Origin of the sequence: Mycoplasma sp. 1578d (genome assembly GCF_024582695.1) — a bacterium.
Taxonomy (GTDB): Bacteria; Bacillota_I; Bacilli_A; order Mycoplasmatales; family Metamycoplasmataceae; genus Mycoplasmopsis.
The window spans coordinates 252,358-277,478 of the sequence record NZ_CP102081.1 but is presented as its reverse complement, the minus strand read 5'-3'; the positions used below and the strand labels follow the sequence as shown (position 1 = coordinate 277,478).

At 29.5% G+C, this 25,121-nt stretch carries 22 protein-coding genes and 2 tRNA genes; 8 read left to right on the top strand and 16 right to left on the bottom strand.

Annotated features, from left to right (window positions below; all coding sequences use genetic code 4):
• Window positions 1-158: 158 nt before the first annotated feature.
• Genes NPA11_RS01410 through NPA11_RS01395 form a run of 4 tightly spaced genes read right to left on the bottom strand, consistent with a single transcriptional unit; the run spans window position 159 to window position 5,167 of the window.
• Complete coding sequence (locus NPA11_RS01410; RefSeq protein WP_257043864.1) at window positions 159-2,144, bottom strand: hypothetical protein; 1,986 nt, start codon at window positions 2,142-2,144, stop codon at window positions 159-161.
• A 3-nt stretch (window positions 2,145-2,147) separates the two neighbouring features.
• Entirely contained in the window at window positions 2,148-2,936 is a 789-nt protein-coding gene (locus tag NPA11_RS01405; protein WP_257043863.1) for an ABC transporter permease, read from the bottom strand.
• Entirely contained in the window at window positions 2,929-3,762 is an 834-nt protein-coding gene (locus NPA11_RS01400; RefSeq protein ID WP_257043862.1) for an ABC transporter permease, read from the bottom strand. The genes NPA11_RS01405 and NPA11_RS01400 overlap by 8 nt, the downstream gene beginning before the upstream one ends.
• Window positions 3,752-5,167: an ABC transporter ATP-binding protein gene (locus NPA11_RS01395; protein ID WP_257043861.1), complete on the bottom strand. Its 1,416-nt coding sequence runs from the start codon at window positions 5,165-5,167 to the stop codon at window positions 3,752-3,754. Before NPA11_RS01395 ends, NPA11_RS01400 begins: the two co-directional genes overlap by 11 nt.
• A 346-nt stretch (window positions 5,168-5,513) precedes the next feature.
• On the opposite strand from NPA11_RS01395, the gene NPA11_RS01390 reads away from it, so the two are divergent.
• Together NPA11_RS01390 and NPA11_RS01385 are read left to right on the top strand one after the other, a co-directional pair.
• Entirely contained in the window at window positions 5,514-7,301 is a 1,788-nt protein-coding gene (locus NPA11_RS01390) for an ABC transporter ATP-binding protein (RefSeq protein ID WP_257043860.1), read from the top strand.
• Between the two features lie 16 nt (window positions 7,302-7,317).
• A complete protein-coding gene (locus NPA11_RS01385; RefSeq protein ID WP_257043859.1) occupies window positions 7,318-9,174 on the top strand; it encodes an ABC transporter ATP-binding protein in 1,857 nt (618 codons plus the stop codon).
• 48 nt (window positions 9,175-9,222) lie between these two features.
• Here NPA11_RS01385 and NPA11_RS01380 read toward each other — a convergent pair whose 3' ends face one another.
• Entirely contained in the window at window positions 9,223-11,295 is a 2,073-nt protein-coding gene (locus tag NPA11_RS01380; RefSeq protein ID WP_257043858.1) for a hypothetical protein, read from the bottom strand.
• Between the two features lie 107 nt (window positions 11,296-11,402).
• Between NPA11_RS01380 and NPA11_RS01375 the strand changes: the two genes are divergently transcribed.
• Genes NPA11_RS01375 through pfkA form a run of 3 tightly spaced genes read left to right on the top strand, consistent with a single transcriptional unit; the run spans window position 11,403 to window position 15,698 of the window.
• Window positions 11,403-13,889 carry a valine--tRNA ligase gene (locus NPA11_RS01375; RefSeq protein ID WP_257043856.1) on the top strand — a complete coding sequence of 829 codons (2,487 nt, stop codon included), beginning with the start codon at window positions 11,403-11,405 and terminating at the stop codon, window positions 13,887-13,889.
• Window positions 13,877-14,704, top strand: coding sequence for a bifunctional 5,10-methylenetetrahydrofolate dehydrogenase/5,10-methenyltetrahydrofolate cyclohydrolase (locus tag NPA11_RS01370; protein WP_257043854.1), 828 nt, complete (start codon window positions 13,877-13,879; stop codon window positions 14,702-14,704). Before NPA11_RS01375 ends, NPA11_RS01370 begins: the two co-directional genes overlap by 13 nt.
• 16 nt (window positions 14,705-14,720) lie before the next feature.
• Window positions 14,721-15,698: a 6-phosphofructokinase gene (gene pfkA, locus NPA11_RS01365; RefSeq protein ID WP_257043852.1), complete on the top strand. Its 978-nt coding sequence runs from the start codon at window positions 14,721-14,723 to the stop codon at window positions 15,696-15,698.
• A 42-nt stretch (window positions 15,699-15,740) separates the two neighbouring features.
• Here pfkA and NPA11_RS01360 read toward each other — a convergent pair whose 3' ends face one another.
• Window positions 15,741-16,046 (bottom strand): MMB_0454 family protein, encoded by a 306-nt coding sequence (locus NPA11_RS01360; protein WP_257043850.1) that lies wholly within the window; start codon window positions 16,044-16,046, stop codon window positions 15,741-15,743.
• Window positions 16,047-16,049: 3 nt separating this feature from the next.
• A complete protein-coding gene (gene efp / locus NPA11_RS01355) occupies window positions 16,050-16,610 on the bottom strand; it encodes an elongation factor P (protein ID WP_257043848.1) in 561 nt (186 codons plus the stop codon).
• 188 nt (window positions 16,611-16,798) lie between these two features.
• On the opposite strand from efp, the gene NPA11_RS01350 reads away from it, so the two are divergent.
• The 3 genes from NPA11_RS01350 to NPA11_RS01340 all read left to right on the top strand — a co-directional run bounded on the left by NPA11_RS01350 (window position 16,799) and on the right by NPA11_RS01340 (window position 17,395).
• Window positions 16,799-16,885, top strand: a tRNA-Leu gene (locus tag NPA11_RS01350).
• Between the two features lie 5 nt (window positions 16,886-16,890).
• A tRNA-Lys gene (locus NPA11_RS01345) sits at window positions 16,891-16,966 on the top strand.
• 72 nt (window positions 16,967-17,038) lie between these two features.
• Window positions 17,039-17,395 (top strand): hypothetical protein, encoded by a 357-nt coding sequence (locus NPA11_RS01340; RefSeq protein ID WP_257043847.1) that lies wholly within the window; start codon window positions 17,039-17,041, stop codon window positions 17,393-17,395.
• Window positions 17,396-17,420: 25 nt separating this feature from the next.
• Here NPA11_RS01340 and thiI read toward each other — a convergent pair whose 3' ends face one another.
• The 9 genes from thiI to atpG form a co-directional block, all read right to left on the bottom strand.
• Window positions 17,421-18,566, bottom strand: coding sequence for a tRNA uracil 4-sulfurtransferase ThiI (thiI, locus tag NPA11_RS01335; RefSeq protein ID WP_257043846.1), 1,146 nt, complete (start codon window positions 18,564-18,566; stop codon window positions 17,421-17,423).
• A gap of 10 nt (window positions 18,567-18,576) precedes the next feature.
• Window positions 18,577-20,121: a hypothetical protein gene (locus NPA11_RS01330; protein WP_257043844.1), complete on the bottom strand. Its 1,545-nt coding sequence runs from the start codon at window positions 20,119-20,121 to the stop codon at window positions 18,577-18,579.
• A 3-nt stretch (window positions 20,122-20,124) separates the two neighbouring features.
• Complete coding sequence (locus NPA11_RS01325) at window positions 20,125-20,967, bottom strand: HAD family hydrolase (protein WP_257043842.1); 843 nt, start codon at window positions 20,965-20,967, stop codon at window positions 20,125-20,127.
• 77 nt (window positions 20,968-21,044) lie between these two features.
• On the bottom strand, window positions 21,045-21,431 hold the full coding sequence (locus tag NPA11_RS01320) for a hypothetical protein (protein ID WP_257043841.1): 387 nt from the start codon (window positions 21,429-21,431) through the stop codon (window positions 21,045-21,047).
• On the bottom strand, window positions 21,412-21,915 hold the full coding sequence (locus NPA11_RS01315; RefSeq protein WP_257043840.1) for a DUF4231 domain-containing protein: 504 nt from the start codon (window positions 21,913-21,915) through the stop codon (window positions 21,412-21,414). Before NPA11_RS01315 ends, NPA11_RS01320 begins: the two co-directional genes overlap by 20 nt.
• The gene (locus NPA11_RS01310; RefSeq protein WP_257043839.1) at window positions 21,915-22,376 is read right to left on the bottom strand and encodes a hypothetical protein; all 462 of its coding nucleotides are present in this window, start codon (window positions 22,374-22,376) and stop codon (window positions 21,915-21,917) included. The genes NPA11_RS01315 and NPA11_RS01310 overlap by 1 nt, the downstream gene beginning before the upstream one ends.
• Before the next feature lie 47 nt (window positions 22,377-22,423).
• The gene (gene atpC, locus NPA11_RS01305) at window positions 22,424-22,846 is read right to left on the bottom strand and encodes an ATP synthase F1 subunit epsilon (RefSeq protein WP_257043838.1); all 423 of its coding nucleotides are present in this window, start codon (window positions 22,844-22,846) and stop codon (window positions 22,424-22,426) included.
• Window positions 22,839-24,242 carry a F0F1 ATP synthase subunit beta gene (atpD, locus tag NPA11_RS01300; RefSeq protein ID WP_257043837.1) on the bottom strand — a complete coding sequence of 468 codons (1,404 nt, stop codon included), beginning with the start codon at window positions 24,240-24,242 and terminating at the stop codon, window positions 22,839-22,841. Before atpD ends, atpC begins: the two co-directional genes overlap by 8 nt.
• Window positions 24,243-24,256: 14 nt before the next feature.
• Complete coding sequence (atpG, locus tag NPA11_RS01295) at window positions 24,257-25,114, bottom strand: ATP synthase F1 subunit gamma (RefSeq protein ID WP_257043836.1); 858 nt, start codon at window positions 25,112-25,114, stop codon at window positions 24,257-24,259.
• Window positions 25,115-25,121 lie beyond the last annotated feature (7 nt).

Sequence of the window (25,121 nt, the reverse complement as noted above, 5' to 3'; positions counted from 1 at the left end):
ACCGGCAAATAAACAAAAGAAAAATATAAAAAACAAAATTCTCGAAAAGTTAAAGCTAAGTTTTTTCATACTAAAATTTTACAATATTCTCTATATTGTAAAAGCTGGTAAATGTTCCAATAAGTACAAAAATCAGAAAAAATTAAGCACGATTGTGCTTAATTTTTGGTTTTCTTGAAATAATAATCAGCAATTAGGCTCCGAAGTTGATCATCAATTGGTTTTATCGCTACCCGATCAACTCCATCATTTGGTTTGATATCATAAATTTTAATGGCATTATGATCAATTTTATCAATATAATCAGCAAAATAATTGCGACGAATAAATTCATAATCTGTATTTAAAACCGGATCATAATTAATAAAATCATAATTTTGAAGATTTTTTCATTTTTCTGATATTTGATCTGATAATTCATCCGAAGAAATATTTACAAGTGCAAGTTTTCAAGCCATTATATTAATTAAAAACTCTTCAAGATTTTCTGGTGATTTTTTAACTTCATCATCCAAGCTTTCAGTTTTACTTCATGCTTCAAACTCATTAATTAATATATTAATCAAAATATCAAATTGAGAAGAATTGCTTAATTGCGATTTAAGGATATTTAATAATTCTTCTGGTTGTTCATTTTTTTGATAAAAATCAAAAACTTTTTGAGACAATGAAGCAAATTGTTCCTTAAATTGAGTAGTTAAGTATTCTTGAATTAATTGTGGATATGGATTAATATAAAAGTCAGGATTTTCCTTTTTACCTGAATTATAGAATCTATTGAACTTATCGATGTTTTTAGGTTCTGATAAGTCAATATGATTGTAAATATTTTCAATAAATGATTCTAAGTTTTTTGAAACATATTCACTTGGCTCTTTGAAATAATTTTCAAAATAAACTTGTTGAAGATTTTTTCAATAATTAGCAATTACTTTTTCTTGCAATAAATGAATTTTCTTTTGGGTAATTAAATCTAAAAATTGTGGATCATCTTTTTCTAAAGAATTGATTGTTTGGCCAATATTAGGAATCTCTTGATAAATGTTATTTCTGACATTTTTAATTATCTCTTGTGCTGATGTTTCGGAAATTTTCGATGAAATAACTAATCCATCAACTAAAAGCAAGTTTCCTTTTGGACGCACAATTCGCACATTTCCGTCTTCAACCCCATCTATATTATCAGATCCATAATATGAATCAATGGCATCTCCATTGTACATAATTGCTGCATTTGTTTTAAGATTTGGGTGAATTAAATTATTGACAATTGTTAACCCGTCACCTAAAAAATTAATATGTTCAGTATTGCCAACTCGATAACCTGTATTGTCTTGGATTAAGTCAACAAAGGAATCGATTAACTTAGCATAAGTTAAGTGAGTTACTGCTCCTGAATGTTTATTGATTCGTTGATCTCCATCTTCTTTAGGAGCAGCTCAATAAGTTGATCCATAAACCATATTATCACGATTTGAATCTGTGATATTTCAGTATTTAAAATTATTTTGACTGAGAATTTTTAAAATACTCGACATATCATACAAATTATCTTTATATTCTTGCTCATATTTTGAAAAATCAATTTCTCCATCTTCATTTGCATTTTCGGGTTTAATTCGATTTTTTGCAACGTTATATGCAACAACAGAATCTTGCATGTAATAAGGGAAGAAGTATTCCCATAAGTGAATTTGCTGACTTTCAGGTGTATTTGAATTATTTAAGTATTCATCATAACTTAAAATATGTTCTCACACAATTGGATGAATAATTAGTTTTAAATATTGTTCAGTGCGTTTTTTATTATTTTTTAAACTAGGATCATTAAATAATCTTGAATAATCAATTTTAGCAAGACGTTTATTTTTAATTAATCCTGCTGCTTGAAAATCACTACCAATCCCAGCAATTGCCTTATTATCAATTAATGAACGAGTAAATTCTTGAAGCGAATCAAATTCTTTATATTCAAATTTTTCACCAATTTCCTTGATATTATGGCTTGACATATAAGATTTATAGTTATAAAAACTTGGTTTGAAATTGTTGTTGTGTTTAAAGTAGGCAATGGCTCCTAATGCTCCAAATATACCCAAAGGAATACTTGAAAATAAAATTCTTTTAAATAATTTAATTTTCATCAATTATTTTCCTTTTTTCACCTTTGATACTGTGTAAATGATATTTCCAGTAATTACAATGAATAAAATAATTGTTCCAAGCACTAATCCTCAAGGTTTAAATTCACCTTCATACATTTTAGTTCCAAGAGTTGAAACATTAGAAACTACGTGAGTGATAATATAATCATCAAAACTTAAAACTACAGACACTACAACAATTAAAATAATTGAAGGAACCATGTACATAAAGTAAGTTTTTAGTCAAGCAAAAAACTTATTGTAACCTAAATCTTGTGCAGCTTCATATAAGTTATTATTAAACTTTTCGCTCCGTGGAATAGCAAGCGAAAGCCCATACGGTAAAATCATAACAGTATGAGCAACAATCACTCTAACTAGTCCTTCTCTTTCAACTCCGATAATCCCGAAAAATAATCCAAAGACTAGTACTAACCCTAAAGCAGTGACGTTATCAGGATTAACAAGCGGAATTTTTGAAGTTGAATTGACAAAAGATTTAATTAATTTATTTTTTTGACGGTATAAAGCATAAGCACTAACAATTGATAAAACAACAACTAAAAAAGAAACGATAATAGCGATTAATAAAGTATTAACAAAAGCTACATCTCTACGTTCATCAAAAAGAGTTTTTCAATTTTCAGCAGTATATCCAACTCAAACTGAGTTATATTGACCTTTGATGGTCTTGTTAAAACTAAAGATAGCTCCACACAGCAATGGTGTGTACATGCAAAAAAGAATTAAATATACATAAAAACGTTTAACAAATGCAACAAACTTACTCATATTTAGCTCCTTTTTTGAAAAAGAAGATCATTCTTGGCACAATTAACACAAAAGCATAAATTGACATGAAAATTCCACTAACCACAATAACTAACGCTGATCCTGACGAAAGATTAAAGGCATTTCCTGGGTTAATTTTTTCATTAATTGCATCTCCAATAAGCTGTAATTGTGATGAATTAGGAAGTAATTTTCTTGACACGATAAAGGTAGTAGCACTAGCAAGGAAAATGATTGCAAATCCACTTAAAATAGCTTTAGTTCCGTAAGGAATAATTACTCTGAAAAAAGTTTGTAAAGTATTATTTCCTAAATCACTACTTGCTTCAACAATGTTTTTAGGCATATCTCTAAACACAGTATATAAAGGCATAATCATTAAGGGAAGGTTTAAATAAACTAATCCAATGATAATAAATCAAAGTGAGTTAAGCGAATTAATATCTGAAGCAAAAATGAGTTGAAATAAACTTCTCAGTGCATAAATCCGAGCAATTGTAAAAATAATTAGTGGCGATACAATTAAACTAATTGCATAGGTTCTAAATAAAGTTGATTTACTTATAGCTACAAAATATGCGTATGGAAGCGCAATAATTAAACAAATAATTGAAGAAATAATTCCAACAATTAAGCTCCGCACAATAATGTTTCAAGTATGTGGGCTTTTGGTAAATTCTCAATTATCAAAACTAGGCCCATTGTTAGCAAAAGCTTTAGATAAGATTAAAATCATCGGTAAAACAATCAATAATAAAGCTATTAGAAAATAAGGAATTAACAAGGATGTTTTTTTGTCAAATCTCTCAAATAATTTAAAAATCATTTCGATTATAATCTCACTTACTATCTTTTTTCATTAAATGAATTGAATCAATAGTTCAACTTAAATAAACAGTTTGTCCTTGTTCAAATTTATCAGCTGTTTCAACATAAATTTTATTTTTTTCCTTAGTTTCTACAGTGATGTAGTAATAACTTCCACGATAAGTAATATGTGAAATTTTCCCGATAATTTTATCTTTTGGATTTTTAGTTTCTAATGTAATATTAATATCTTCTGGACGAATTAATGCATCAAGAGTTTGTTCTTCTTTAAAATCTCTTTTTTTATGAATGGTTTTAAAAACTTTACCAAGGACACTAACTTTATCTTCATCAACAAAATTAGCATCAAAAACATTTGAATCTCCAATAAATTTAGCTACTCAAATATTAGCTGGATAGTCATAAATAATTTTAGGAGTGTCATATTGTTCAATTCTCCCATCCCGCATAACAGCAACACGATCCGAAAGCTCAAGAGCTTCATCTTGATCATGAGTAACAAAGACAAAGGTAATACCAAGCTCTCGTTGAATACTTCTTAAAAGTACTTGCATTTTTTGTCTAATTTTAGCATCTAAAGCTGATAGCGGTTCATCTAAAAGTAAAATTTCAGGCTCAAGCACAAGTGAGCGTGCAAGAGCAACACGTTGCTTCATCCCTCCAGATAGTTGGGAAATTGCTTTTTCTTCATTTCCTTTAAGTCCAACAACTTCAAGAATTTTACTGATTTTATTTTCAAGTTCTTGACGTGTCATTTTACGTTTAAAGTATTTGTTTTCAAAATTTAAGCGTTTTTGTTGCACATAGCTTTCTCAATATGAATAAGTAAAATCAGAATCATCAAGTCAATCTTGAATTTTTTTTCACTTTTTAGTTCCTAGAATTAAAGTTTCAAGCTCGTGCTCGTACTCTAATTGTAATTGATCAAGTTTTTGCATTTTTTCTTGTGCAATTTTAGTTCATTTTTGAGTTTTTTGTTTTAAAAGCTCAATATACTTTTCATTGATGGTTTCTTTAGGAACTTTTTTAAGTTTAAGCCCAAATGCAACATTTCCTCATACGTTTAAATGTGGAAATAAGGCATAATCTTGAAAAATAGTCGATAAGTTTCGTTTGTGTGGTGGAAGATCTTTAATATCAAGTCCATTGAATTTAACTTCTCCACGTGTAGCTCATTCAAAACCGCCAAGAAGGCGTAAAATTGTAGTTTTACCACTTCCACTTGGTCCGAGTAAAGTCACAAATTCACCTTTTTTAATTTTTAAATTAACTTCTTGTAAAACGGTTTTTTCATCATATTCTTTAACAACATCAATTAATTCCACAATGTTGTCACTTTTAGTACGATTTCTAGTCTTAAAATCGCCATTTATCTGTGGCGAGTGTTCATTATTTGTTTCCATTTATTATTATTTTTCCTTTCTATTGTTCGAATTAATTAAACAATAGGGGAGACAGTATCAAAAATATCGTCACTGTATTGAATAATGACAAATCTTAATTGAGGATATTGCAAACAACAAAAATTTATTAACACAAATTTTGTTAATAATTTGATAATAAATTTAATTGAGTTTTTCATAAAATAAATTTTATAAAAAAGATTTAAAAATGTTTGAAAAAATACTCATTTCTAAATGTGTTTTTTGTGCTAATTTATATTCCGAAATAAACATAGATAAATTGCCAATTTAGCTATATTTTGATATAATAAAACATAATTTAGATAAGGGAGAAAGTATGCTTAAAATGTTCAAGTTATTACCATTAAAAATCAAGTTACTATTTTTCTATGGTATTTGTAGCATTTTAATTAATATTATTGGAACTATGATTATTCCGATTTTTCTTGCTCAATTTCTTGCCATTCTAACTCAAAGCGGAAAAAGTGGAGAATTCATCGTAAAACTGTTCAATACAACGATAATGCACAACTCAAGTCAAAGCGTTCTCTTAACTCAATTAACCGCTATAACATTAACTATTATCATTTTAACGGTATTAGCTAATATTGTGGCGGTTTTAATTACAACTTGAGCTGGTGAGCAAGCTTCAATGTTTTATCGCAATGCATTATTCCGAAAGTACCAGAAATTAAGTTTGAAAGATATTTCAAACTTAACTAAAGAAAGTTTAATAAACCGGATTTCAAATGACATTGCTCAATATTGAGACTTTTTAATTAGTGCAACCAGTGCATTAATTAAAGCTCCTTTATTTATTATTATTGGTTTAATCTTTGCACTTTTAACTGATTTAGAAATGTCTTCAGTAATTATTATTGCTATCCCGATTAATGCAGCCATTTTAATTTTTATTTTTATTAAAAGCAGTAAATTAATATCTAAAAACAGAGTTAATTTAGATAACATTACTAAAGATGTTAGCGAAACAATCAATGGTGCACGGGTAATTAAAGTGTACAATCTACAAAACAAGCAAAGAACTAAATTTGACTTATCAAATAATCGTTGATACAATGTCGAAAGCAAAGTTTGAAAATATATTTCAATTGGAACCCCTGCTTTTTTTGTAATTATTAACGCCTTAATAGGGCTAATTTATCTAATTGGCGGATACAGACTTTTAGAATTAAATAATAAACAAGATGAAATTCCTAACTTAATTGCTAAAATTAATATTTTTGTTGAATATGAAGTATTAATTTCGCTTGGAATTATTGTTTTTGCACAATTCTTCGGAACAATGGTTAAAGCTAAAGTTTCAGCAAAACGTTATTTTGAAATTCACGATCATCATCATATTGATTTATTTGTCCAAAATGGACATAAAATTGATCCAAATAATTTAACTCTTGCATTTGAAAATGTTAATTTTAAATATTTTGCTACTTCTAAAGAGTATGCAATTGAAGATATTAGTTTCGAAATTCCATGACAAGAAACTTTTGGAATTATCGGACCAACTGGTTCAGGAAAAAGTACTATTGCTAATTTAATTGTTAATAATATGCACCTTAAAGAAGGGAAAGTAACTTTATCTAATTTCCCAATTAATCAAATTAATACTAAGGATCTGCATAAAAATGTGGGAATTGTGTACCAAGAAGCCTTGCTTTATACTGGTACTATTCGTGAAAATTTATTATTTGCTAAACCAAATGCAACTATTCAAGAAATTGATACTGCATTGAAAGCATCGTGTGCTGCTGAATTTGTTTATGGATTTGATAAAGGGCTTGATCACGAAATTGTTCAAGGTGGAAAAAACCTTTCAGGGGGGCAAAAACAACGCCTTTCAATTGCTCGTACTTTATTATTAAATCCTAAAGTACTTATTTTGGATGATTCAACTTCAGCACTAGATAACATCACCACTAAAAACCTTATTGAAAATATTAAAAAATATTATCAATGTACTACTATTATTATTTCGCAAAAAATTAATTCAATTAAACATGCTGATGAAATTATCGTCCTTGAAAAAGGTAAAATTATTGGCAAAGGGACTCATGATCAATTACTTGAATCATGTAATTGATATAATCAAGTATTTTTAAACCAAACCATGCATTAAAAGGAGCTAATAGATAATGTCAAGTAAGAAAAAAATCAGCGACATTGATAAGTACTATGATAGTTCCTTTTCAATGTTAAAAACGTTAAAGACGATCTTTCACTATCTTAAAGCTGAAAAAAAGCGTTTGATATTAGGGAATATTTTCGCTTTTTTCAATGCCGTGTTTTATGTTTCGGGGAGTGCTTTAATTGGAATTATTGTTCAAAAGTTTTTTGAACCTTATGCCAAAGGTGAACTAAAATTAGAAGATTTTAATTGAACTTCCTTTTCACTTTACTTATGTGCATTGGCGGCCGCTTTTATTATCTACGGTGTCCTTCGTTATATTGAAAGTTATTTATATATTCGGGTTTGCTATGGACTTGGAACTAAGCTTCGTGCACAAATTATGTACAAACTCTCCAAAACACCAATTAAATATTATGATCAACAGCAAGCTGGAAATCTCATATCAATTATCATAAATGATATTAATAGTGTTAATGATACTTTGTTTCAAATTACCACGCAATTATTTACTAACTTTTGAAACATTCTCTTAAGCATTATTGCCATGCTCTTTGTTTCTTCAGTGCTCACAATTATTGTAGTTCCTGTATCATTATTTCTCTTTTTTGTCTCATTTATTGTGGTGGGAAAATCACAAAGATACTTTGTAGCTAATCAAAATGCATTCGGAAAAATGAATGGATACGTAGAAGAAATGCTCACTAATACAAAAGTAACTAATTCATTTGATCGTCAAGAACAAGTTTATAAAGGTCTTAAACAAATTACAAAAGAAATCCGTAATATTGCCTTTAAAGGTGATACATCAGCTCGCTTTTTTGAGGTGTGATTTCAATTAGTTTCAAACCTGTTAGTTTTAGTAATTTCAGCAATAGCAGCTATTTTCTTTGTCAATGAAATTAGCGTATATGGAATTGCTGGATTTGGATCTAATTCAGATGGAACTGCATCTGCAGCCTTGATTGTTACTTTTGTGTCGCTAAATTGAAACTTTATTACTCCATTTAACGGAATTTTAAACATTGTCTTCTCACTTCAAGTTGGAACAGCATCATCAAATCGGGTATTCAAATTAAGTGAACTTAATTTTAAACCGCGTGAACCAGAAAATATTGAAATTGATAATATTAAAGGTGAAGTTGAGTTTAAAAATGTTTATTTTAAATATTTAGATAATTCATCAACCTATCAACTTAAGAATGCTTCATTTAAAGTTAAACCTGGTCAAGTTGTTGCTTTTGTTGGACCAACTGGAGCTGGAAAAACTACCATTATCAACTTATTAAGCAAGTTTTACGACTACAATGAAGGATCAATTTTAATCGATGGTAATGAATTACGTAATATTAAAACTAACATGTTACGCGAACATATGACAGTTGTGCTCCAGGATTCATTCCTATTTAATGAAACTATTTATGATAATTTAACGCTCGGAAATCATAACGTTTCTAGAGAACAAGTAATTCAAGCAGCTAAATTAACTAATATTCATCACTTTATTATGACTCTTCCTAATGATTATGATACAGTGGTAGAAAATAATGGTCAAAATATCTCTCAAGGTGAGCGTCAACTTATTTCGCTCACTCGGGCAATTTTAAGTAATAAAAATCTGCTCATTTTAGATGAAGCGACCTCAAGCATTGACTCACGAACTGAAATTATTGTTCAAAACTCAATTCGTCATTTAACCGAAAATAAAACCTCTTTTATTATCGCTCACCGTTTATCAACCATTAAAAATGCTGATGTAATTATGGTAGTTAATAATGGTGAAATTATTGAAAGCGGCAATCATGAGCAATTACTTGCTAAAAAAGGCTTTTATTTTAATTTATACCATTCCCAATACAAGTAAAATTACATATAAAACATCCTTTTGCAAGGATGTTTTATATTATTTTTCTTAAAGAATAATGTGTACTTTAATCACACCTAAAGAGTCATAATCGTACTGAATATCCACATTTTGCAGACCTTCTGGTGTTTCAGGGGTATTTTCAACTTTAGTAACCACGGCTTTTTTAGTGCTATTAATTTTATCTATATTAGCAGCTGAGCCAAAAGTTGCATCATATTGTTCTTTAGTTAAAGATATGTAAAAATCATAGTATTCATTTTGAGGGTTTATTTGAGCAGTAGTGATGAAATATCCTCAAACTCGATCAATACCATCAAGCCCAAAATATTCAAGCGGACGATCAATAGTTTTAAAATCTTTATTCACTGGTTGGTATTTTAAATCCAATTGACCTTTGGTGTTAACTGAAGGAATAAATTGATATTGGCTAAGAGCTCGAATTAAAATTCCTTGAGCATTAGGATTCTCATCTTTGAATTTTTTATCAAGTTCTTTATAATATCAATTATTTAATCTTCCTAGTTTTTGTAAATATTCTTGCGATAAGGTCATTTTTATTAAATAATCACCTTGATAAGAATTTAGAATATCGCTTAATTTGTGCTCATAAGACTTAAGCTCTTTTGTGGTGAAATTATTGGTTGGGTATTTGCCATTTTCTTTTTTATACACTCAAATTGAAGTCTCTTTTTTGCCATCAGAAATATTTACTGAATCGCTAAGTTGAATCTTAGCTGAATAAAAAGGTTTAAGATCATTTAAATAAGAGTTATCTCCAATAAAATGTTCTTTATTTTCAGATTTAATAAATGATTTTAATTGATCTACATAATCAGAAAATACACTTTTTCTACTTGATAATAAAGGTGGTTCTGGTTGCTTATTTTCTTCTTTTTTATCTTTTAGTGCTTTTTTAACTTGTTCAATTCCATCTTTAATTGTTTGGATTAATTTTTCAACTTCATTTTTAATTAAAGTAGCCATCTCTGGGACAATATCTTCTGGAAGTTTAAGATCTTTAAAAATTGTTTCTAAGGCTTCAAGCTCTTCAAGTTTTTTATCTTTAATACTTTCTTGGGTGATTTTAATTACCTTTTTAACAAAGTAATTATTAAAAGATTGTTTAATTTCATCTTGCTGTTGATTTGAGATTAATTTGTTATTTGCAATTCTAAGTAAAGCTTTAAAATAAACGTTTAAGCTTTCAGCATTTGGGTTAAGTAGCTCATAATCTTTGATTGATTCTTTGTAATTAGTTAGTGGATTAAAGAATTCTGATTGAGTAAAACGTGGAAGGGCAAAAGAAGTTTTTTGCACTATTGGAGCTTGTTGCACTAAAGTTTTGGCAACAAGCTCTGAAAACTTATTGAAGTAATCATTCAGTTTGTTGACAGCATTGTTTATGAATGCTTTATATTTTTCATCATTTGAGTGCTCTTTAACACTTTGAATGTTGTTTATTTCTAAAAAACGTGTTTTAGCGTTTTGATATTCTTGAATTGCTTGATCTAAGAAATTTTTAGATTTGGATAATTCATCTTTTTGTGCTTGAGATAATAAGTTTGTTTCTAGTGCTTTATCAATAAGTGGAAAGGTTTGCTTTCTGACTAAGTCAATTTGTAATTTTCATCATAAAAATCAAGTATTGATAAAGTTTTTTGAAACCAGAGCAATATTTTTCGAGTAATTTTTTCTGCTCACTGATTTATTAACAAAAAGAATTTTTTCAATTTCATCGATCAAATTATAGTTTTGAATAATAAAATCCTGAGCTGCTTTAAGTAAACCTGAATTAAGTTGATAAAAGTTTTGATCATTCAGCTCTTGATAAATTGAACTTGTTTTTTTGTATAAACCTTCAACAAGTGATACGTGCTGTTTTTTAACATCTTCAAAATTGGTTTTTTCATTTTGGTTAGCATCTGATGATATTTGATAAGATGATGGAATGAAAAGTAAATAAGTTTGCTTTAAATCAGATAAAGCATCTTTAAAAGAGGTATTTTCATTTATTTGTGCAACTGATAATATTGGATCATTTTCGGCACATGACACTGATATGGCCGGTGTTAAGATTGCACTAATTGCACTCATTTTGAGTAATAATTTGGTTTTCATAAGCTCCTTTTAAGCTAAAATACACTTTTTAAGGTATAATTTAAATAATATTAAATATTATATGTTTTTCTAGAAAAAATAAGTCTTTTTTCTTTTTTGGAGTGAGTATGAATAAAATCTATGATCATAAAAAAGTTGAAGCTAATATTGATAAAAAATGGGTTCAAAAAAAATTCTTCATGACTCATGACCAAAGCAAAAAACCGTTTTCAATTCTGCTGCCTCCACCTAATGTGACTGGGAAATTACACCTTGGACATGCATTAGATGTGTATATTCAAGATACTATTATTCGTTATAAAAAATTAAAAGGATTTGATGTCATGTGGCTTCCGGGAATGGACCATGCCGGAATCGCTACTCAAAGCAAAGTTGAAGATGTGTTATATCAAACCAGCGGATTAACTCGTCATGACTTGGGAAGAGAAAAGTTTATTGACAAAATTTGAGAATGGAAAGACCAATATGCTCAAGTATTTAAAAATCAATGGTCTAAAGTTGGGCTTGCACTTGATTATTCTAAAGAGCGATTTACTTTAGATAAAAAAGCTAATCAAGCGGTTAATAAAGTTTTTATTGATTTATATAAAAAAGGTTTTATTTACCGGGGTGTACGAGCAATCAATTGAGATATTAAACTTCAAACCGCTCTTTCAAATATTGAAGTCAATAATCAACCCACTCCCCAAAAAATGTATTATATTAATTACCAACTTGAAAATTCAAACAATTATTTAACCATTGCCACTGTAAGAACTGAAACACTTTTAAGTGATGTTGCTCTGGTTTGTCATCCTAAAGATAAACGATATGTGCAATTTTTAGGACAAAATGTCATTCATCCTCTTACTGGTAAGATTATTCCGGTCCTAGCTAGTGATTATGTTGATCCAGAATTTGGAACTGGAGTAATGAAACTTTCAGCTCACGCTGAAGCTGATATTGAAATTATTCAAAAGCTAAATTTACAAATTGTTGAAACTATTGATAAAAACGGATTTATCAATGCTCCTGATAGTCAATTTAACAAAATGGAACGTTTTCAAGCCCGTGAAGCAATAGCTCAATACCTTCAAGAACATAATAAAATCGCTCGAGTTGAAGAAACTATTTCTAATGTTGGTTATAGCGAGCGTTCAAAAACTCCTGTTGAAATTTTAGTTCTTCCCCAATGATTTGTTAAAATGGATCATTTTGCTAAACTCATTTTGGACGAACTTGATACAACTAAAGCTGTAAAGTTTTGCCCAAAACGTTTTAAATCAACTTTAAAAAAATGGATTCAAAACGTGCATGATTGAAATATTTCTCGCCAACTTTGATGAGGTCATCGAATTCCAGCTTGATACGATGCACACGGTAATATCAAGGTGCAAGAAAAATCACCAGGGAAACAATGAACTCAAGATCCTGATGTTTTAGACACTTGATTCTCTTCTGGTATTGCTCCATTTAGCTTTTTAAATTGACCAAAATCTAATTCTGATTTAGCTCGATTTTATCCTTTCTCACTGCTAGTTACTGGATATGATCTAATTTTCTTTTGGGTTGCAAGAATGTACTTTTTCGGTAAAGAATTCATGCAAGAAAAACCATTTAAACACTTATTGTTCCACGGCTTAATTCGAGACCAACATGGTCAAAAAATGTCTAAATCACTCAATAATGGGGTTGATCCAATGGACTTAATAAATGAATATGGTTCAGATGCATTACGTTGATTCTTAATCACAAATACTTCGCCTGGAATGGATATTAAATTTTCAACTGAAAAACTCCAATCTGCTTGAAGAGTAAATAATAAATTATGAAATATTGCCAACTTTATTAACTCATTAAATGATGATAATAAAGTGAAAAGCGATGCTGATTATTGAATTAATCATAAATTAGCTTTGTTAAACAGAGAGATTAATAAAGCTATGCAAAATTATGATTTTGCTATTGTTGGAAGTAAAATTCAACATTATTTATTTAATGATTTAAGTGGCTGATATATTGAAATGATTAAAAATAACCCTTCAAAAAAACATGCTCTTGAAATATTAAGGAAAACTTTAATCATTTTACATCCGTTCATGCCTTTTATCACTGATCGCATTTATAGCGAACTTTTTAATGCAGAATTGCTCGAGAATCTTATTCCAATGATTCGGACCAACAAACAAACTCAATACATTGATATAATCATTGAAATTGTGACTCAGATTCGTAAATATCGCGAACAAAATCAAATTTCCAAAAAAGAAATTATCAATTATCACACTGAAAAACCTTTAGATCAACACACTATCCAAATCATTAATTCAATGGCATATGCAAATAATGTTCCAAACCAAGATTTCTTAATTTCATTAAGCGATAATAATTTATTTATTCAAATGCAAGCAAGCTTAAAAGAAAAAAACAGACAATTATTGCTTGAAAAAATCCATTTCACTCAAAGCGAAATTGAACGTGCACAAACTATTTTAAGTAATGCTAATTTTGTTGCCAAAGCACCAAAAGAAAAAGTGCAAGCTGAAAAAGATAAATTAAATAAATACAATGAAGAATTAGCTAAATATCAGGAGGAATTAAAATGCAAATACTAAGTGGGAAAGAATTAGCAAAAAGAGAGCTTGATAAACTTAAAAAAGAATTGGCTGAATTAAACTATCATCGTAAGCCAAGACTAGCTATTATTCAAGTTGGAGACAATCCAGCTTCAGATAAATATGTTCAACAAAAGCTACTTAAATGTGAATATATTGGAGTTGAAGGCCAATTATTTAAATTCCCAGAAAAAATAACTCAAAATCGCTTATTACAAAAAATGGATGATATTAACGAATGAGCTGATGGGGTAATAGTTCAATTACCACTTCCACCACACATTCCGATACAAGTGATTTTAGATGCTGTTCCTTATGATAAAGACGTTGATGGATTAAGTACTAAAAACGAATTTGCTCTGTACAATGAAGCTGGGAAACATTTTGTACCAGCTACAGCTCGAGCCGTTTTAGAATTAATGCACGAATATAATATTGAAGTTAAAAATAAAAAAGTATGTGTGGTTGGTCGCAGTCACTTAGTCGGAAAACCGCTCGCTCACATTATCAAACGCCGTGGTGCTAATGTGGCTACTTTTGATGAGAACACAGGAATTAAAGGAATAGAAAGTGCTGATATTTTAATTGTTGCTATTGGTGTGGCCCGTTATATTAAAAGTCATAACGTTAAACAAGGGGTTATTGTTATTGACGTAGGAACTAACTTAGACGCACAAATTCCAGATGAAATCTATGGAGATGTGGATTTTGAATCGGTCAAAACTAAAGCTTCAGCAATTACTCCAGTGCCTGGTGGTGTTGGCCCAATGACTGTAGTTTGCTTGCTTAAAAACTTAATTGACAGCATTAAATAATAAAATAAGGAAAAATATGAGAAAAATTGCTATTTTAACTTCTGGTGGCGATGCCCCTGGAATGAACGCTGCTGTACTAGCGATTGCAAAAAGTGCTAAAGTAAATAATTTAGAACCTTATGTTGTTCTTGAAGGTTATAAAGGACTTTATCATAATCAAATCACTAAAGCCAATACCTTAGAACTTGCTCAAGCCAGCTCAAAAGGTGGAACTGTGATTTATTCGGCACGCTTTCCTGAATTTAAAGATCCGCAAATTCGTCAGGTCGCTATTGACAATTTAAAAAAACATCAAATCGATTCGCTAGTAGTAATTGGAGGAGATGGTAGTTACATGGGTGCTCAAGCACTTCATGAAGCCGGAGTGAAAACCATAGCCCTTCCGGGTACAATTGATAATGATATTGCTTCATCTGATATAACCATTGGATACGATACTGCTTTAAACACAATTGTTGGGGCAATTGATAAAATTCGTGATACTGCTACATCGCACAAAAGAATTATGATTATTGAAGTCATGGGAAATCAATGTGGTGATTTAGCTTTATATTCAGGGCTAGCCACTGGAGCTGAAATTATCGCAACTAGTGAATATCGTCCTTCAGTAGAAGAAATTGTCAAGAAAACTAAAGAATTAATTGAACAACCAGGGCGGAGAAGTGTTTTAATAGTCGTATCAGAAAAGTATTACAATCTAAAACAATTAGAACAAGAAATCGAACAAGCAACTGGATGAGCAACTCGGATTAACCCTTTAAATCACATTCAACGGGGTGGAACACCAAGTGCACAAGAGCGCATTAACGCTTCGCTTATGGGAATTAAAGCTGTTGAATACTTAATTCAAGGAAAAAGTGGGTTGGCAATTGGGATTTTAAACAATCATATTTTTGCTACTCCAATTTTGCAAGCTTTAAGTATGACCAATCCTGCTAAAGAAAAAGCCATTGATCATGCCATTAAATTCAATAAACTCAACCAAGTAAACTAAAATAACATCTGTTAAAAAACAGATGTTATTTTTAACTTCTTTTTAAAGTGGGTTATTAAGACAAATTTGAATATTACGCGGTTTTTTATCAATGAGCAATTTAACCGAATGCTCAATTAAATTAGTAATTTCTTCAACACAAGAATATAAATTTTCTTTATTATTATTTACTTGGACACTTAAATATATATCTAAATTTGAATGTTGATCATCAATATCTAAACGTGGATTGGTTAATAGTTTTGAGTGTTTAATTTCACTAAAAACATTTTTAATTGCATTTAAAATAGCACTTTCTTTGACAATATATTCTTGATTATGATTGTATAAGACATTAATTCAGTTCATTATTTATTTAGCTTTTCCTACATATTTACCAGTTTCAGTTGAAACGATGATGATATCATTTTCCTTAATAAACATTGGAGTGTCAAGTTCAAATCCTGTTTCAAGAATCACCTTTTTCTGTGGATTAGTGGTAGTATTTCCTTTGACTGCATCAGGGGCTTCAACAACCTTAATATCCACATTTATTGGGAGCTCTACATCAAGTACTTCATCTTGGAATTTACGAATTTGCACTTCGCTATTTTCGATTAAAAAATTTAACTCTCATTCAACATTTTTTACTGGAATTTCAACTTGATCATAAGTTTCATTATCCATTAGAATAATGTTAGTTCCATCTGAATATAGGTAATTCATTTTACGTTTCTCAATGTGAGCACGTTTAACTCTATCTCCACCAGTATAGGTTTTTATAGTAATTGAACCGCTTCTAAGGTTTTTTACTTTAGCTTTAACATTAGCTTGCCCACGTCCTTGCTGTGAGTGTTGAGCTTCTAGGACTACAAAAATTTCGCCTTCATCTTGAAAAGTAATTCCTGGTTTAAATTCGTTTACATTAATCATAATTTTCCTCTTGTTTTTTGTTTTTAAGGTTTATTAATCTAATTATAATATAAAACATATCCAAAATTTCTTTTTAATTTTTCGCTCTAATGGTATAATTTTAATACTCTTTATGGGTGAATAAAATTATTTAAAAAATGATTGTTTTATTTTAAATAGTGTATAATTGAAAAGCTACCAAATCACAAGCCCAGGTGGCGGAATAGGTAGACGCAAGGGACTTAAAATCCCTCGGTCGAAAGACTGTGCTGGTTCAAGTCCAGTCCTGGGCACCAAACCTGCGTCCTTAGCTCAGCAGGTAGAGCAAATGGCTTTTAACCATTGGGTCAGAGGTTCGAATCCTCTAGGACGTACCATTTCAAAAAATGACCTTCAAAAGCACCTTATTGGTGCTTTTTTATTTGATATTTTGGTAAAATATAAACAATATGAAGCCTTTGAAAGAAATTCTACTTAGGTCCAAAGAATTTATTAATAGGTTAAAATCCTTAGATCCCTCTGATGATGATATTGAATTTATTGATAAGAAAGTTAATTTGGGAACCGAGAACGAAAACACATTAACCAATGAACTTAAATTCATTGGTGAGGATACTGACCAAAATAATTTACAAACAGCTCAAGAAATTATCCAAGAAGTGGGCAGTTTCAGTGAAAAAGATCGTAAAATTCACTCAAAGCAACGTTTAGGTTATGCCTTGGGAGTCCTTTCAATTTTGATTATTTTAGGTGCTCTAATCATTCTAATTACTCTGTTTGCACTTGGTATATTAACTCGAAAATAAACACTCAATTAAATTGAGTGTTTATTTAATTATATTTAGGTGAAATTTTAAGTGTTTCAATTCCATTTTCAAGCAATTGTTTTTCCAATTGATCCATCATTGATAATTCAGCTTCAAGTTGACTGGCTACTTGAATTAAAGGGCGAGTGACTGGAGCTTTAGGTGCAAATAATTCACAGGTTTCATTGGCCTTAATAATAGAAATATCATGAGTTTGAATTTTTTTGGCTAATTCAATAATTTGATTCTTATCATAAGCAATTAAAGGTCTTAAAATCACTGTTTGAGCAACACTTCCAATCACATTTAGCGATTCGATTGTTTGCGAAGCGACTTGTCCTAAATTTTCACCATTAGAGAGACATAAAAGTTTTTTAGATTTTACTAACTGGTCAGCGATGCGATAAAAACTACGACGCATAAGATTAATTTTATAAGCTTCTTTAGAAACTAAGGAAATATAATTCATTATTTTAGAATAATCGGCAAAATGCAATATACTTTGTCCTTGAAAGCGTGATAAAACGCTCACTAAATTCAAGATTTTATCTTTAGTTTTTTGGTCAGTTTGTGGTGGGGTAAGAAATGATAAAAATTCTAATTCAACTCCGCGTTTCATCATTAAATATGCTGCTACTGGCGAATCAAAGCCGCCACTAATTAAGTGAAGTCCTTTACCACTACTTCCAGTTGGTAAACCACCTAAACCAGTAAAATATTCACTAAAAATATATGTTGCTTTGCTTCGAACTTCAACGTAAATGGTTTGATCGGGTGTATGAACATTAACTTTGAGATTAGTGTTTTTTAGAATATATGAACCCAATTCATGGTTTATTTGATCTGAACTATATTCAAATTGTTTGTAATTACGACGGGCGGCTATTTTAAATGTTTGAGTTTGTGGTTTAACTAAAGACAAAGCAACTTCTTTAAATTTTTCTAGTTCACTTGGAACCAATACAACAGGTGAATATGAACTGATTCCAAAAACATATTTGAGTTTTTCGATTGATTCTTGCGAGTATTCTAAATACATACGATCAAATTCTACTTGTGGTTTTTGTCCGGTAATCTTATGAATATTAACACTTAATTGATCGGTGAATTGTTTACGATTTTTCTTTTTTAGTACTAATTCTCCATAACGAATTAAAATTTTACTAAACATAAGAGCTCCTTTATTTGAGAATTTGTTGCAGTAATTTGAACGATTCTTTGTATTGATGTTTTTGTTTTAAAAACATGAGTTGATTAACTAAATCTTCATTTGCTTGAAAAATATTTTTATCGCTTTGAGCAATTTCTTGATAAGTTAAATCAAATCATTGCTCATATTGTTGATTAATGGAAATTTGTTCAACAAAATAACAAAGTAGCTCAATTCATCGATTTCATACTTTTTCGACTTTAGTGAAATTACAGTCTCTGGTGAAATATTGCTCATAGATGGTTTTGAGTTGTTGAAGATTTTCTTGATATTCCGAAGCAAATAAATATTTGTTCTGCATGACTTCAAAATATAAATTCAAACTGGTTTTAATTTCTTCTTCAAAACCATTTTGAATTATGAGTTCATGAGCTCTCGCAAATTCCATATCAATAATTTTTTGATTAATCGAAAAAAGTATTCTGAGATTTTGCTCAATTAAATCAATAAAATCATCAAAATCGCTAAGGGCTAAATTTTGAATTTGTTCACCTAATCATTTTAAATCTTCTTCAATTACATAATTATTTAAATTAAGTTGATTAAAGTTTTTATATACTTGAAAATGTAACTTTTCAAAATCTTTTAAAACTACATTTTTTAACATTTGTAAGGTTTTAGTTTTAAACTGATTGAATTGAGAAATGTGGAAATAACGATAAAAATCAATAATTTGCTTTTTAATTGCATCGACTTGATATTGGGTGAATTTTTTTTGAACTTTATAAAATGAATTTTTAGTTGATAAGAAAAATCTATAGTTTAGATTATCTTTATCAAGTTCTTGATTTTTAAAAAGTTTGGGTAAATCTTCAAACAAAGAAAATTCAATAATTTTGCAATTATTTAAATATTCAAATAAATTTTGTAAATCAATAATTAAATTTGAAATTGAAGTTCCTACATTTTCAAATTTAGCTTGATTATTTCATTGGTCATCAATAAAACTAATTTTTTGACTATATTGATCAATTTGTTTTTTAATGAAATTGTATGTATTTGCAAAAACAGTTTTGTTTTTGTTAATGTATTCTCTAGCAAGAGATAATTTATTCAAAATATCAGTGATATCTCCATCGTAATTATCTCAATTAGAGTTAACTTGTTCAATTATTTTAAGTGAACTTGATGTAGAGTTTAAAAATTCATTTCAAGCATTTTGAAATTTTTTAAACTCCTTTTTCGCACAAATAAGTTTTTTCTTTTTAAGTAATTGATAAATTTGTTCATAAATTCTATCAATTTTATCTTTTTGATGATTAATAATTTCTTCCAGAGCTAATAAAGCTTGATAAGATTCGACATAATTATTATTCTGTTCTTTTAAAGCTTTAAACCTTTTGAGTGAATTAAAGAAATTATTTTGTTCTCTGGTTACTATTAAATAATTATTTTCTAATTTATTTACGAATCTTCTAATTAATAAATTTGTGATTAAAAGCGATAAAAGAATAATGAAAAGAACGCTCGCTAGAGCAATAATAGAAAAGTAAACAACTTGTAGTTGTAGACTCATTAATTATTTTTTTCCTTTTTGTGAAACGAAACGTTTTAATTCAAAATCAGTTCGATATAAGTAGTCATCAATAGCTTCAGCTAATCCACTTTGTTCTACATCTGATGTATAAAATTTAGCACTTTTTTTAGTTAAATCATCAGCATTATCCATTGCATATGAATAATTTGAAACCTCAAGCATTGAAATATCATTTGGAGAATCTCCAATAGCCATAGCATCTTGAACATCCATATTGAGAACATTTTTGCACACTCAGGCCATTCCAGTGGCTTTTGAAATTCCGTATTTGGTAATTTCAATGTGTGTTTTTAAATTGATAATATTAAGATTAATATTACGTTTCATAGCAATATTGTAGAAACGTTCAATATCTTCAGGTTCTCCATATACTTCAATTTTATGAATATCTGGAACAATTTTTCCATGAGTTTGAAATTCATTATATTCGGTAAAATCAACTAAAAAATCAAATCATTTTTTAGTCATATTTTTAACATAATATTGATCAGTTCCAAAATAATAAAGCATGGCATTGATTTCATCAGCAATAGCTCAGATTTTTTCTACCTCTTCAAGAGGCATTTTTTCAATAAAAATGGTTTTTTTGTTAATGTTATCATACACTAAAGCTCCATTTGAAGAGACAATGTAAGGTGCATGGGTTTGATCGGCTAAATTTTGGATTTTTTTGTATGGGGGATTCCCAGTATTCAAAATGAATGGGATATCTTTTTCTTTTAATTCGTGGATTTTTTCTAGATTACCTGCAGTTAATTTTTTATCAGGAAACGAATAAATTGTTCCGTCAACATCACTAAAAATGGCTCACTTGTTCTTTGTCATAATATTGATATATATTATAGCAATTTAATCAAAACCTTAAATGACAAAATAAAAAGAGATTGTTCAAAATCTCTTTTTTAAAGAGTATTAAACATATTATCAATTTCTTCACGAGTAATTGCTTCGTTTGAGTTCAATTTATCAAGAATTTGAATTTTAATTTGAATATTATTACTCATTGAATCCTTTTGATCTTTAATGCTTAAAAAAGTTTGTACAGAAGATAAAAAAGCAATGATCACAGAAATACACGATAATAAGATAAAGTAAATCATAGTCTTTTCTGGGAAGGGATTATATCTTATTGCGAATAAGTTTAAAATAATTGAAGCAGCAGTAATGAAAATTAAAACCATATTTAAAAAGACAAAAATATAATAACTTTTTAAATATTTTTTGTTGGCGGTTTTAATAATTTTGTCACACAATTCATGTTCATTAATTTTAATTTCTTTTTTGTTCATGTTTAACCTCTTTATTGATTAAAGATTCGCGATCATATTTGTCTTTTTTAGCTAAAAAACAGATTCGCTTATAAAACAAATATTCACGTTCTTTGCCTGATAATTCTTTGTAAAAGGAAACTTTATCTAAATATAATAAATATTCGAGCTGAAGCTTTTCACGAATTGATTTTTGTTTTTTGTAATAATCATTAATAACAAAAAACGATAATAATCCCGAAATTAGTGAAATTACGGCATTAATAATGCTAGTGAGTAAAATATAATTAGCTCCTTTGGTTAGATTAGGAAACATCATTTTGTAAGGATTCGTTCCGCTTTGATATTGATCATTAACTGAAGAAATAAAAATAACCCCAATTATCCCAATGTAAAACACCAAACCTATAGAAATAATATTAAGTGTATAGTAGAAAAAACCTGAAATAAGTAATTTAAGATAATTTTCTCGCTTGATCTTTTCATGAATTTGAATTGCGTTCATTATTTTGCTCCTGTTAGTTGTTTGGTGACTATATTTTTAACAATTATTTTTTCTTTTTTATTCAATTTTTGAGTTAATGCCTGTAAATAATTAATAAATTCTTCTTTGGTGATGACCTTGTATTTGTATTTAACGCTAAGATCAATAGCTGTTTGTTTCACTTTTTTGTAGCGTTTAAAATGACCATTAACCTTGTAAATAGCAATCACTAAAGTAAGTATAAAGGAAGCAATAATGAATACTACCAGCGAAATTAGAATGTAAAAGGAAGTGGTGTCAGTGATTTTTTGAGTTTTAGATTGCAAACTAATAATCACTAAGGCAGTAATCGCCAATCCTAAAAATGATAAATTTAAAAGTAAAATTAAGCCACTAAAAAGCTTATCAAGTAATAAAACTCACTTAAGCTTTTTAGTGTCTGAATTAATTTTGGATTTAATAGCTATTAAAAATTTACTCATATTTTTATATTATCAAAAAAAGCGATAAAAAATAACTAGCGAGCTAGTTATTTGTGATATTGGTTATAAATATCAATGCGGTTAATTGCTTTTTTAAGCTTAACTTCAAATTTTTGAGTATCAGCTGAAGATGTTTGTTTGGCTTTTTGAATTGCCTCTTCATATAGTGCTAAATCTTTTTTAGCACGTTCTAGATCAATTTCATCAGCTTTGATAATGTCATCAGTGATAATATTAACTTTTTCTTTATCGGCATAAATTAAGCCACTTCCAATATAACAATTAATTGAATTAGGGTTATTTGAATATCCAATGGTTAATTTCCCAGTTTCAATACTTGAGAAAATAGGAGTAATATTAGGCATAATACCGATATAACCGTCAGCAATTTTTAAGGTCACAATTTCAGTTTCGCCACTAAAGAAAATTTTATTAGGAGTAGTGATTGTTAAATAAGTTTTACTAGCCATTATTTAATCTTTTTTCATTTCTTTGGATTACATCATCAATGCTTCCGGCATATCTGAACAATTCTTCGGGATATTCGTCAAATTTTCCTGCTAAAATAAGTTTAAAACTACGAATAGTTTCTTTGAGTGGAACATATTGTCCCTTAATTCCTGAGAATTTCTCAGCAACAGTAAATGGTTGTGATAAGAAGTTTCTAATTCTCCGAGCACGAGCCACAATTTTCTTATCTTCTTCAGAAAGCTCTCCCATCCCAAGGATGGCAATAATATCTTGAAGTTCTTTAAAACGTTGTAAAATGTTAACCACTTCTTGAGCAACTTGATAATGCTCAATTCCCACAATTAATGGATCAAGAAGTCTAGAAGAAGATTCAAGCGGGTCAATAGCTGGATAAATCCCAAGTGAAGCAATTCCACGATCAAGCACGGTTTTAGCATCTAAGTGAGTAAAAGTAGTTGCTGGGGCTGGGTCAGTTAAATCATCAGCAGGAACATAAACAGCTTGCACTGAAGTAATTGACCCTCTTCTTGTTGAAGTGATTCGTTCTTGTAATTGTCCCATTTCAGTGGAAAGAGTTGGTTGGTATCCAACAGCCGAAGGCATTCTACCTAAAAGTGCAGAAACTTCTGAACCAGCTTGAGTAAATCTGAAAATGTTATCAATAAATAAAAGCACGTCTTGATTTTGAACATCTCTAAAATATTCAGCCATAGTTAGTCCGGTTAAGGCGACACGCATTCTGGCTCCTGGGGGTTCATTCATTTGTCCAAAAACTAGAGCTGTTTTATCCAAAACACCTGCCGCTTTCATTTCATAGTACAAGTCATTCCCTTCACGAGTACGCTCACCAACTCCAGCAAACACTGAAAGTCCATTATGCTCAGTGGCAATGTTATTAATTAACTCTTGTACTAGAACTGTTTTTCCAACCCCAGCTCCACCAAAGAGTCCGATTTTTCCACCTTTAGCATATGGAATTAATAGATCGATAACTTTAATTCCTGTTTCAAGAATTTCACTTGAGTTTTTTTGCTCTTCATATGAAGGAGCTAGAGCATGAATTGGAGCACGTTCAACATCTTTGTTAATTTCTTGATCATCGATCGGATTTCCTAAAACGTCAAACATTCTCCCTAAAACATCATTCCCAACTGGAACTGAAATAGCATTCCCAGTATCAAGTACTTCCATTCCACGTTGAAGACCATTAGTTGAGACCATTGAAATGGTTCTAACGGTATCATCACCAATATGTTGAGCTACTTCTAATGTAAATAATTGATTACCTTTCTCTACAATTAAAGCATTTAAAAGTTTTGGGAGTTCACCATTAGTAAAGCGTACATCAACAACTGGACCTAAGATCTGTACAATAACACCTTTGTTTTTTGACATGATTTCTCCTTTAATTAATTTTGAGTCGCATCTGCTCCAGATACAATCTCAGTAATTTCTTGAGTAATTAAACTTTGACGTTTTCTATTAAATTCTAATCCTAATTCTTTGATTAATTCATTAGCGTTTTCAGTAGCATTTTCCATGGCATTGCGTCTTGAGGCCATTTCTGAAATTTTGGAAATATTTCCAAACGAATAAATCATACTACTAATAAAAAGTGGAATTGAGTTTTTTAAAATGGTTTCAGCATTTGGATAAAATTCAACATTAGCTTTAAGTGAAGATTCGCTTCCTTGCACTACAAATGGGAATAATTGAATAGTTTGTGCTTCTTGAATAATATTATTAACAAATTCAGTATAAATAACATTAATAGTCTTGATTTTCCCAGCAAAAAATAGCTCAAGTGCATCCTTGCTAATCGAATCAGCCAGAGCATAGTTAAAATTATCCCCATAAGCAAAGTATTTTTGCACAATGTTTTTGTCTTTGACCAAAGAATGTGTGTATAAGTAGCCTTTAGCTCCGACAAAAATAACTAAATCTTCGCTGGTTAAATGTTGATTAATTTGAGTATAAATATTCGAATTATACGAACCACAAAGTCCTAAATCTGATGAAATAATAATGAATAATTTTTTTGATGTTTCACTATGTAATGGAAAAATTGCGTTTAATTCCTTAAGTGAAACATTCTTCATGAGCTCGTTAAATGTGTCTTCGAGTAAATTTCTATAATTTCTAATATTTTCTAAATCTTTTTTCGATTTTTGTAATTTTGCAGTAGCCACTAATTGCATTGCTTTAGTGATTTTTTTAGTATTACCAACTACTGAAATACGATTTTTAAGTGCGTTTAGATTTGACATGGTGCAC